Origin of the sequence: Paenibacillus sp. FSL R10-2736, assembly GCF_038000245.1 — a bacterium.
In the GTDB taxonomy this organism is placed as follows: domain Bacteria; phylum Bacillota; class Bacilli; order Paenibacillales; family Paenibacillaceae; genus Paenibacillus_AQ; species Paenibacillus_AQ phytohabitans.
Genome location: NZ_JBBOBN010000001.1, coordinates 5,719,858 through 5,731,271 on the forward strand (window position 1 = coordinate 5,719,858; position 11,414 = coordinate 5,731,271).

9 protein-coding genes are annotated in these 11,414 nt (G+C 54.3%); 2 read left to right on the top strand and 7 right to left on the bottom strand.

The genetic code is table 11. The features are described 5' to 3' along the window. Positions 1-48: 48 nt before the first annotated feature. Genes narI through NSQ73_RS24450 form a run of 4 tightly spaced genes read right to left on the bottom strand, consistent with a single transcriptional unit; the run spans position 49 to position 6,532 of the window. Positions 49-735: a respiratory nitrate reductase subunit gamma gene (gene narI, locus NSQ73_RS24435; RefSeq protein ID WP_042134707.1), complete on the bottom strand. Its 687-nt coding sequence runs from the start codon at positions 733-735 to the stop codon at positions 49-51. Beyond that, entirely contained in the window at positions 732-1,298 is a 567-nt protein-coding gene (gene narJ / locus NSQ73_RS24440; RefSeq protein ID WP_039308160.1) for a nitrate reductase molybdenum cofactor assembly chaperone, read from the bottom strand. The genes narI and narJ overlap by 4 nt, the downstream gene beginning before the upstream one ends. After that, on the bottom strand, positions 1,291-2,868 hold the full coding sequence (narH, locus tag NSQ73_RS24445) for a nitrate reductase subunit beta (RefSeq protein ID WP_340988507.1): 1,578 nt from the start codon (positions 2,866-2,868) through the stop codon (positions 1,291-1,293). The genes narJ and narH overlap by 8 nt, the downstream gene beginning before the upstream one ends. After that, on the bottom strand, positions 2,858-6,532 hold the full coding sequence (locus NSQ73_RS24450; protein ID WP_340988508.1) for a nitrate reductase subunit alpha: 3,675 nt from the start codon (positions 6,530-6,532) through the stop codon (positions 2,858-2,860). Before NSQ73_RS24450 ends, narH begins: the two co-directional genes overlap by 11 nt. A 291-nt stretch (positions 6,533-6,823) precedes the next feature. On the opposite strand from NSQ73_RS24450, the gene NSQ73_RS24455 reads away from it, so the two are divergent. Beyond that, on the top strand, positions 6,824-7,240 hold the full coding sequence (locus NSQ73_RS24455; protein ID WP_340988509.1) for a hemerythrin domain-containing protein: 417 nt from the start codon (positions 6,824-6,826) through the stop codon (positions 7,238-7,240). On the opposite strand, the gene NSQ73_RS24460 is transcribed toward NSQ73_RS24455, so the two are convergent. After that, positions 7,149-7,685, bottom strand: a complete 537-nt coding sequence (locus NSQ73_RS24460; protein ID WP_340988510.1) for an RrF2 family transcriptional regulator — start codon at positions 7,683-7,685, stop codon at positions 7,149-7,151. The two genes, NSQ73_RS24455 and NSQ73_RS24460, sit on opposite strands and share 92 nt — an antisense overlap. A gap of 619 nt (positions 7,686-8,304) precedes the next feature. Between NSQ73_RS24460 and hmpA the strand changes: the two genes are divergently transcribed. Further along, the gene (hmpA, locus tag NSQ73_RS24465; protein ID WP_340989395.1) at positions 8,305-9,486 is read left to right on the top strand and encodes an NO-inducible flavohemoprotein; all 1,182 of its coding nucleotides are present in this window, start codon (positions 8,305-8,307) and stop codon (positions 9,484-9,486) included. Positions 9,487-9,580: 94 nt separating this feature from the next. On the opposite strand, the gene NSQ73_RS24470 is transcribed toward hmpA, so the two are convergent. Together NSQ73_RS24470 and NSQ73_RS24475 are read right to left on the bottom strand one after the other, a co-directional pair. After that, positions 9,581-9,979, bottom strand: a complete 399-nt coding sequence (locus tag NSQ73_RS24470) for a DUF488 domain-containing protein (RefSeq protein WP_340988511.1) — start codon at positions 9,977-9,979, stop codon at positions 9,581-9,583. A gap of 146 nt (positions 9,980-10,125) precedes the next feature. Then, entirely contained in the window at positions 10,126-11,412 is a 1,287-nt protein-coding gene (locus tag NSQ73_RS24475; protein ID WP_340988512.1) for a cellulase-like family protein, read from the bottom strand. Between the last annotated feature and the right edge of the window lie 2 nt (positions 11,413-11,414).

Here is an 11,414-nt window from a genome sequence, read left to right on the forward strand (position 1 = left end):
TTTCTCTCCTCATTTGAACAGGGAAAGAAATTCACCCGGCTCTTTCCGTTAATTCGATTTATTTCTTCTGTATAGGATATAACTTCTGCCTACATAATTCAACGGAACACTCCATACATGGACGAGCCGGGTGAACGGCCAAAAGGCAAAGATCGCAAACCCTGACAGAATGTGAAGCTTGAAGGAAAACGGCACCTCACCCATCAGCGACGGGTCCGGCCGGAACATGAATAAACCGCGGAACCAGACAGAAATCGTATCACGGTAATCAAACTCAGGCTGTACGGCATTCGTTACAATCGTGGAGTACATCCCCATAAACACGATGAACAGGAGGAGGGAGTTGACGATCAGGTCCGATGCGCTGCTGAGCCGGCGGACGTTCTTCAGCGTAAAGCGCCGCGAGGTCAGGATCAGCATCCCGAGCAGGGTAGCTGCGCCGAAGATTCCCCCGATATATACCGCGCCGATGTGGTAGAGATGATCACTCACACCGACGGCCTCCAGCCAAGATTTCGGGACAGCGAGCCCGCCGATATGGCCCAGAATAACCGGCATAATGCCGAGATGGAACAGAATGCTGCCGAATTTCAGCTGTTTCTTTTCAATAAATTCACTCGATTTGGCTGTCCAGTTGAATTGATCCTTACGGTAACGGAAGATATGGCCGCCGATAAAGACCACCAGACACATATAGGGGAAAATGACCCATAAAAACTGACCTGACATATTCATTGACTCAGGGCCTCCTGTTCAACACAAGCTTTGAAGGTTTCGCGCAACCCCTTAACCAGATGGTAATAGGGACTTTCATTCCGCTCCAGCGCCTTGAGCAGATGGTAGGTGCCGTCCTCAAGAATCGCCATCAGCATCCGGAAATTCTCCGGCGCTCCCGGGACCTCCAGCCACTGCGCGGCATATATAAATTCACACATCAGCGGTAAATAATCAGGCAGCTCCCCCTCCGGCATGGCAAGGCCGAACATTTCGTACAGAAGCTTCAGCTTGGCGAGCATCTGCCCCCGTTCCTTGGCCTCCTCGAATTTGAAATAGGTCATATACAGCGCGCAGTCCTTCTGAAAATCAAAGGTGGCCGCATAGCTCTCCTGAATCTCATCCAGGCTGAAGCTCTGCATTTGCTTCCAATAGGCATGCACGTGGGCATAACCCGGATGAGTGCTGTCAAACGCCTCTTCCAGAAAAGCCGGATGAAAGTCCAGCTTCTCCGGATACATCAGCTGCAGGGCGAAATAACCGAAGGATTCCTTGTAATCATGCAGTTTGATCAGATCAATCACGCCAAATCCCCCCGTAGAAATTCTCTTCATACATTTCCTTGCCGGTCTTCATGGTGTCGCCGGAAGGGCTGGCCGGTCCGCACCCGTCACAGCCGGAGCCGGAGCCGGAGCCCATGTCTCCCATCCCGCTGCCGTAACCTGCCGAGCCTTGGGCACGGTAAGGATTCATGTGCTGCTCCTTGTGGGAGGTCGGGATGACGAAACGGTCTTCATATTTGGCAATCGCAAGCAGCCGGTACATTTCCTCTGTCTGCTGTGCGGTCATGCCAACACGGTCCAGACGGGTAAGATCGAATTCCCGGCCGGTGGACTGGGCGCGCATATAGGAGCGCATCATCGCCATCCGCTGCAGGGCTTCTTTGACCGTTTCCGTGTCGCCGGCCGTCAGCATGTTCGCCAGATACTGGATCGGTGTGCGCATCTCCTCGATGGCCGGGAAGATCATATCGGGATTCTTCAGCGAATCCTTGCCTTCGAAATAATTCATAATCGGGCTAAGCGGCGGTACATACCACACCATAGGCAGTGTGCGGTATTCCGGGTGAAGCGGGAAGGCCAGCTTGTGCTCAATCGCCAGCTTATAGACCGGCGAGTTCTGGGCGGCTTCCAGCCAATCCTCGGAGATGCCGTCTTTTCTCGCCTGCGCCATAATCTCCGGATCATGCGGGTTCAGGAACAGATCACATTGCGCCTTGTATAAATCCTTCTCGTCCGGCGTGGATGCCGCCTCAAGAACCTTGTCGGCGTCATACAGCAGCACCCCGAGGTAACGGATCCGGCCGGTACAGGTCTCGGAGCATACCGTGGGCAGCCCCGCTTCCACACGCGGGAAGCAGAAGGTGCATTTCTCTGCTTTATTGGTCTGCCAGTTGAAGTACACTTTCTTATACGGACAGCCGGTCATGCAGTATCTCCAGCCGCGGCAGGCTTCCTGATCCACGAGGACAATGCCGTCCTCATCCCGCTTGTACATCGCACCGGAAGGACAGGAGGCGACACAGCTTGGATTCAGGCAGTGCTCACAGAGACGCGGCAGATAGATCATGAACGATTTCTCGAAGTTGAATTTGATTTCTTCTTCGATCTTCTGGATATTCGGGTCCAGCGGGCCGGTTACATGGGCTCCCGCCAGATCATCCTCCCAGTTCGGTCCCCATTCCAGATCCATCTTCTCGCCGGTTACAGCGGAATGGGCCCGCGCCACCGGGGAATGCTTTTGTTCCCCCGAATTCGTCAGATGCTCATAGTTGTACGTCCACGGCTCATAATAATCCTTCATCTCCGGCATGTCGGGGTTGTAGAAGATTTTGCCGAGTGCGATCTTGGACAGCTTATTGCCGGATTTCAGCTCCAGCTTCCCCTTGCGCAGCTGCCAGCCGCCCTTGTAGAGCTCCTGGTCCTCCCAGCGTTTCGGATAACCGATACCGGGCTTCGTTTCCACGTTATTGAACCACATATATTCCGCACCCTTGCGGTTCGTCCAGGTCGTCTTGCAGGTCACGCTGCAGGTGTGGCAGCCGATGCATTTATCCAGGTTCATTACCATTGCCACTTGCGCTTTAATTTTCAAGCCAGTTGACCTCCTTCATTTTGCGGACGGCTACGTAGACATCACGCTGGTTGCCGATCGGACCATAGTAGTTGAAGCCGTAGCTGAGCTGTGCATATCCGCCGACCATCTGGGTAGGCTTCAGATGAATCCGGGTAGGCGCATTGTGGCTTCCGCCGCGCGTATCCGTAATTTCAGAACCCGGCACCTGAATGTGCTTGTCCTGGGCGTGGTACATGAACATGGTACCTCTCGGCATCCGGTGGCTGACTACCGCGCGTGCCGTTACGACACCGTTGCGGTTATAGACCTCGAGCCAGTCATTATCGGCAATCTGATGGGCCGCAGCATCCTCATTATTGATCCACACCGTTGGACCGCCCCGGAACAATGTCAGCATGTGCTGGTTATCCTGATAGGTTGAATGGATATTCCATTTCCCGTGCGGTGTCAGATATCTCAGAACCAGCGCATCGGTTCCGCCCTTCACTGCCTTGTCACGCGGGCCGAAGACCATCGGAGGCAGCGTCGGCTTGTAGACCGGCAGCGCTTCGCCGAACTGCTGGAAGATCTCATGGTCAATGTAGAAATGCTGTCTTCCCGTCAGGGTCCGGAACGGAACGAGACGTTCAATATTCGTGGTGAACGGGGAATAACGCCGTCCCTGCTTGTTCGAGCCGCTGAATACCGGGGTCGGAATCACTTCGCGCGGCTGTGCGGTAATGCTCTGGAACGTAATTTTCTCGGCCGCCCGGTCTGCCGAGATATCCCTCAGCTCTACACCTGAATCCTTCTCCGCTGCAGCATAAGCCTTCTGGGAGACGCGGCCGTTGGTGGCTGATGACAGATGAAGAATGGTATCTGCGGCCTGACGGGCGGTTAGCAGCTTCGGCAGTCCGTTCTTAATCGATTCATCGTAATGCACGCCGCTGATCTTCTTGAGCTCCTCGTATTCTTCAGCGACAGAGAAGCTGATGCCGTGCGCGCCTGCTTTGCCGGTTGCCAGATTCGGTCCAAGTGAAGTGTATTTGTCATGAATCCGGGTGTAATCCCGCTCCACAATCGTGAAGTTCGGCATGGTTGTACCCGGGATGGCCGGTACTTCGCCCTTGGTCCAATCCTTGACCAGACCCATCGGCTGCGAAATTTCGCTGATGGAGTCATGGCCCAGCGGTGACATCACAACATCCTTATAGACGCCGGGCAGCTGCGACTTCGCCATCTCGGAGAATACCTCTGACAATTGGCGGTAGATATCCCAGTCGGAACGGGATTCCCATAGCGGATTCACGGCCGGATTGAACGGATGCACAAACGGATGCATGTCGGTGGACGACAGGTCAGTCTTCTCATACCACGTTGCGGCCGGCAGCACGACATCCGCATAGAGCGGTGTGGTGGTCATCCGGAAATCCAGGGCTACCATCAGATCCAGCTTACCTTCCACATCCCCGCGCCAGACAATCTCCTCCGGCTTCTGCTCTTCATTCGGCTCGGCCAGGAGACCATCGGAGGCCCCAAGCAGATGCTTCATGAAGTATTCCTGCCCTTTGGCAGAGCTGGAGATCAGGTTCGAGCGCCAGATGAACAGGGAGCGGGGGAAGTTCTCAGGTGCACCGGGATCTTCCACGGCAAACCGTGTCTTCCGCGAGGTGATCTCTTCCACGGTGTGGCTGATAATCTCACTGTTCGACTTCTTGCCCTGCTGCGCAGCCTCCTCGGCGAACAGCAGGCTGTTCTTGTTAAATTGCGGGAAGGAAGGCAGCCAGCCAAGACGTGCAGCCAGCACGTTATAGTCCGCCGGATGCTGGTAAGCTACCTCCCCGCCCGTCGGTGATTTCAGCGAATCAGTGCCGCTCTCCTCATAACGCCATTGCTCTGTGGCAAAGTAGAAGAAGGATGTCGCGTTCTGCTGGCGTGCCGGACCCTGCCAGTCCTTGGCAAAGGCAACCGTTGACCAGCCTTCAATCGGGCGGCATTTCTCCTGGCCGACATAATGCGCCCAGCCGCCGCCGTTAACACCCTGGGAGGCGGTCAGCACCACCAGATTCAGAATAGAACGGTAGATGGTATCACTGTTGAACCAGTGGTTGATCCCTGCGCCCATGATGATCATGGAGCGCCCGCCCGTATCCAGCGAATTCTGGGCGAATTCGCGGGCAATCTGCACGACGACACTCGCCTTCACCGTCGTAATCTTCTCTTGCCAGGCCGGGGTGTACGGAGAGGATTCGTCCTCATACCCCTTGGCATTCAGCGGACTCTCTCTGCGCGCGACGCCATACTGGCTCATCATCAGATCATAGACTGTGGCGGCATAACGTTCTGTGCCGTCGGCGAGCCGTATGGTCCGGGCCGGAATCATCCGTCTGAACGTGCCGTTGCCCGCATTATCGAAGAACGGGAACACGATTTCCGTCCACTCTTCCCCGTGCCCTGCGATAGTCAGCGCGGGCTGCACTTTACGGCCGTCCTCCCGCTCGAGAATCAGGTTCCATTTCTTGCCCTCCTCCCAGCGCTGCCCCATGGTTCCGTTCGGAACCATCATCTCACCCGCTGCTTCGTCGAAGATGACCGGCTTCCAGTCCGAATGCGGAGAGGTATCTCCAAGATCACTCGCCCGCAGGAAACGTCCGCCCTTCAGGGCATCCTCATGAGGGTCAAGCAGAATCAGGAACGGCATATCTGTATATTGCTTCGCATAATTCAGGAACATCGGCTCCTGGCGTTCCTGGTAGAACTCCTGCAGGATGACATGCGTCATGGCCTGGGCAAGCGCCGCGTCCGAGCCTGGATTCGGAGCCAGCCAGTTGTCGGCGAATTTGACGTTCTCGGCGAGATCCGGCGCGACCGACACGACTTTGGTTCCCTTATAGCGTACTTCCGTCATAAAGTGGGCATCCGGCGTCCGGGTTAGCGGTACATTAGAGCCCCACATCATCAGGTAACCGGCATTGTACCAGTCCGAAGATTCCGGCACATCCGTCTGCTCCCCCCAGATCTGCGGCGAAGCCGGAGGAAGATCGGCATACCAGTCATAGAAGCTCAGCATTTGACCGCCGAGGAGGGAGATGAACCGCGCCCCCGAGGCGTAGCTGACCATCGACATAGCCGGAATCGGGGTGAAGCCGGCGATCCGGTCGGGGCCGTATTTACGGATCGTATAGATCAGCTGTGCGGAGATCAGCCGCAGCGCGTCATCCCAGGCTACACGGATATGGCCGCCTTTCCCGCGCGCTTTCTTGTACTGGCTTGCCTTCTCAGGGTCTTCAACAATGCTGGCCCAGGCGTCTACATAATTGTCATGCTCCTGCAGCGCCGTCTGCCACAGCCGCCACAGCTTCCCTCTGATATACGGGTATTTCACGCGCAGCGGGCTGTATTCGTACCAGGAGAAGGTAGCTCCGCGGGGGCAGCCGCGCGGCTCAAACTCCGGCATGTCCGGCCCGCAGGAGGGATAATCAATCTGCTGGTTCTCCCAGGTGATGATTCCGTTCTTCACGAACACCTTCCAGCTGCAGGAGCCTGTACAGTTGACTCCGTGAGTGGTGCGCACTACTTTATCGTGAGACCAGCGCTGGCGGTACATATTCTCCCAATCCCTGTTTTTCTCTTCAAGAATGGACCAGTTCCCGGAATAGCTCTCCACCGGTTTAAAAAAGTTAAGGCCGAATTTCTTCTTCATCGCTCAGGAACACTCCCTTCAAAATCTCTATTCAGTTAAGTCCATTATGGATCTCCCCGGCCCGGCTTCCCATTAGGGAAACACCTATTGAACCTCGGGAATTCCCTTGATCTGAATCCAATGCAAATAAGCCTTTCCCGCTGAGGAGAAAAGCTTTATTCTGGCCGTTTATTGTACCCGTCAAGGGGCCTGTTAGGGACTTCCCTCTTTCTTGTCCGGGGAATGCCTTAGCGGGAATTACACTACAAAGCTCTGTGTTATACTGACACAAAAACGGGAGGATGAAGCAACATGCCAGGACCCTCACTGCGCCAATTGCACGCTCACCATGCTATTCATCAGGGCGGGCTCTCCGGCGCTATAGCCAAGACGGAAGAAATGGAGGAACTGCTGGAAGCGAAGGAATTCGAAGTGGCGCACCAGGCCGCCGAGCATTTAATCGAGTACTGGGAGACGCGGATTATCAGCCACGCCGATGCGGAGGAAGACGGATTCTATCAGGAGATGGCCGGGAAGAATCCCGGCCTGCAAGACGCAGTTCTCCGGCTTGCACGTGATCATGACTTACTGCGGATTATAGTTCAGGATGTCAAAGTAATGCTGGCAGAAGAAGGGCTCACTCCCTGTGTGCTTCACCAGTTCCATGCGCTGCTGGTAGTGAACGCGGTTCATAGCCGGGATGAGGAACGTCTTCTGTTCGGGGAGTAGCACGGCTGCTGCTCTCCTGCAGAATGGCACGCAGATCATCTCTATTCATCAACAGGTCCTCAAGCGTATACTCGCCCAGTACCTGCAGATAAGCTTGCAGGGCTCTGCCCAGCACGCCTTTGAGTCCGCACACCGGGGAGATCGGACAACTGCCGCCTGAAGGATGGAAGCATTCGACGAGATAGAAATCATCCTCCATCCGGCGTACGACCTCCCCGATATTGATCTTCTCCGGCGCAAGCGCAAGCCTAATCCCTCCCCCGCGCCCTCTGACCGTTTCAATATAGCCCGCCTTGCCTAGTTCATGCGAGACCTTCATCAGATGATTCTTGGAGATGCCATATGCGCTGGAGATATCCTGTATAGTTGTCAGCTCTTCCCGCTGCTTCGCTCCGAGATACATGAGGATTCGCAAGGAGTAGTCGGTATATAACGTCAGCCTCATCTCTTCTCTCCATTCTGTTTACAAATGCAATGCAGTCAACGCATTTCTGCCGCGAACAGCGGCTTCCATCAAGCAGAACAGGCTTTGCCGGCCTTTTACAAGGAAATTCGATGTCACACGGACAGATACAACGTCCAAGCAAGAGGGAAGTTTAGCAAGTCCCCTCGGCAACAAAACAAGCAAGTGGAAAAAGGTAGTTTAATTTCTCGATTTCTGCCGATTATACGAAAGCAAGTGGAAAAACAGCATCTATATAACGCCGGTTTGGCCTCTTTGGAAGAATTGTGATCATTTAAGTGCTGTTTATCCATCTGCTGGCCCGCCAGGACTCTTCTGTAGATCAGCAAGTGGAGAAAATCCACCTGTTACGCCCTCCCGTCGAAACCAGCCTTACCCCCTACCCAACTATACCACGCCCATAACACCCCAGCTTGTCCAACGGACACATACAGCCAACAAGCGAAGAAAGAGAACGCGAATTCCGCCTTATGTAAGTGATATTATTTACAGATGATATCATATTTTTTGTCTATTTTGTTAAAGTGGTATTTTAAATATATCTTTTATCTTAAAAAGCGTATATATTAATTTTGTACTTTATGGAGAGGGGATGACCGTTATTTTATCACAACAAACCCGTGACATTGTCAAATCCACAGCGCCAGTCCTGGCGGAACACGGCACCACTATTACAACGGTGTTTTACCGGAATCTGTTCGAAGCCCACCCGGAACTGCTGAATGTATTTAACCATGCCAACCAGGCGCAAGGCCGCCAGCAGGCGGCACTGGCCAATGCGGTCTACGCAGCGGCAGTCCACATAGATAATCTTGAGAATATTCTGCCGGCAGTAGTGCAGATTGCACACAAGCATGTCAGTCTCGGCATCAAGCCGGAGCATTATCCGATTGTCGGGGAATTTCTGCTGAAGGCGATCAAGGAAGTGCTGGGCGAGGCAGCAACGGATGAGATTCTTACAGCCTGGGAAGAAGCATACGGAGTTATTGCAGGCGCTTTTATCGGCGTCGAAGACAGCATGTATAAGGAAGCGCGCGAACAGGACAATGGCTGGAATTTCTTCAAGCCTTTTACCGTTGTGCGTAAAGTTCAGGAAAGCGGCAGTATTACATCGTTCTATCTGAAGCCGGCGGACGGCTTAGGCGTACCGGATTACAAGCCGGGCCAGTACATCTCTATCCGTGTGCTGATTCCCGGAGAGCAATACACCATGATCCGCCAATACAGCCTGTCGCAGGCTCCCCGGGCAGATGAATTCCGCATCTCCGTGAAACGTGAAGAGACGAATGATCCGAATGGTGTGGTTTCCGTCTATCTTCATAACCAGGTGAACGAAGGAGACATTGTTGAAGTCAGCGCTCCGGCAGGCGAATTTCTGCTCGATGTTACCAAAACCACACCTGTAGCGTTCATCTCCGGCGGCGTAGGTATTACCCCCATGATGAGCATGTTCGAGGCTGTTGCCGCAGTAACACCGGACCGGCCGGCGGTATTCCTCCATTCCGCGCGGAACGAGGCGCTTGCCGCCTTCCGCCGGGATATCGACAGACATGCGGCTGCCATGAGCAGCGTCAAGACCAGATTCTTCTACTCCAGCGGTCCGGACGGCGTCATTACAGGTGAGATTCTGAAGAGTTATGTGGACATTACCGGCGATGCGTATGTTTGCGGACCTGTACCTTTTATGGAAGCGATGATCGGAGAATTACGCAAGCTCGGAATGGAAGAATCACAGATTCATTACGAGTTCTTCGGACCGGCACTTCAATTGAGCAGCAGATAGATTGCGGGTCTAAGTACGCAGCCCATGAACCCGGTATACCAAAAAGCACACGGACCGCCTTCCAAATCATTACGATTCGGGGCGGTCCGTGTGCTTATTGACGGGAAAGCAGCCATTTATATAGTACCTGCGCATGATTGTGTATAGGGTCCTTCGCGGCATATACCAATGTAACGTCCTGCGCCAGCGCCAATTCTGCGATCTCCGCAGCAAGTCTTCCCCGCGCCGGATCTTCCTCCAGCTCCCGGATATAGCTGTCACTGAATGCCGCAAACCGCTCTGGTATATGGCCGAACCATTGGCGCAGCCCGGGGCTTGGAGCAAGCTCCTTCATCCACTCGTCTATGGCAGCCTGCTGCTTCGCAATTCCCCGCGGCCATAGCCTGTCCACCAGTATCCGGTACCCGTCCTCCGGAGCCGCCGGCTCATAAACGCGCTTCAGATATATAGAGTAAGGAAGGTCAGCTGACCTCCGGCAGGAATGCTCCAACATCTAGTCTCCCTCCTGTTACCCATACTGGAACGAACCGTTGTTTAGTACACTCAATATACCATGGGGCAAATTGCCCTGCCAGTGACAGGCTGTCCGTAAGATTGCAATACCGTAGCAAGCAAGGCAGGGCTGCCCATATGCAGCAGCTATTCCGCCTCAAGAATGAAACGGTTCCACTTCTGCTGCCAGGCGATGTCGTTCCAGAATGGATGATGCGGTGCACAGTTGGAGCATAACGTCATTCCCCAGAAGCCCAGCGCCATACCTTTGCGCAGCGAATACTCGGCAATGAATTTGCCGACTGGTCCTTCCTCGAAACCTGCATGCAGCGGGGTATAACCGACATAACCTTCACCTATAACGACCGGTATGCCGGAATGCGAGGCCCACTCATGGGCTTCTTCCAGGCGCATATCCGCCTTTTGCAGCATAGCCAGCTTATGGGCACCGTAACGGTCATATAAATAGAGGTCCCACCGGTCCGGATCGGCCCAATCATGCAGGTAGATGAGCTTCATCCCGACCGGATTGCCCTCCATCCGCCATTCCTGCCCTGCCGGCAGTGTCCACTTCTCAAAGGGAGGTGCATCCTCTCTTAATAAAGACCGGACAAAAGCGTTAGGAAATGACATTTGTTCATCATTTAGTCCAGCTGCATCCATGAGTTCATTTAATACGCCTTTAATATAGAGATGATAATGGGCGACCTGCATATTGCGGGCCGCATAAGCCTTCGGATAGGCTTCATTCAGCGTATAGCTGGCCGTTATCAGGATGTCGGGATGCTGCGCCCGGAGATAATCCACCGCTTCTTCTATGTAAGGCTGCATCGCTTTTACCAGCTTAGGCGTATCCGTCTCTCCGATCCCCTGCTCCACGCCGACAGCGGTAAGCTGTCCGAATTCCACCTCGTTATGCAGCTCGGCATAGACGATCTGACTGGCGAAGCCTTCTTCTTTAACCAACCGGATGAGCTGATCCATGGAGCTGGCGATTGCCAGAAAGCGTTCCCTAGGAGCGATAGCGGCCAGTTCGTCGCGCAGCGCGGGATACGCAAGGAAGCTCGGACTCTGCTGATATTCCCAGGAAGACAGCATGATGTAGACGCCATGTGCCTTGGCCTGCCTGAACAGCTCCAGCAGGTGGGCATGCCCGTCCAGCTCGGCACCGCCCCGGCAATTATACCAGCGTGTCCGCTGCCCGACTTCTCCGAGGCTGCCGAAATGTAACGGGCCCGGCCGTTTACCTTCCGCCGTGAACAATAAGAACGGCATCGCACAGATCCGGACCGTATTGTAGCCTCTATCCACTGCTTCCTGGAAGCGTGCGGCCAAATCGTGGTAAGGCTCGCCAGGCAGGGTCATCGTGTACCAGGAGAAATCCCACATGGTGATGGTCAGTTTGCGCGGTAACTTTTGAATGACTGAATTCATTA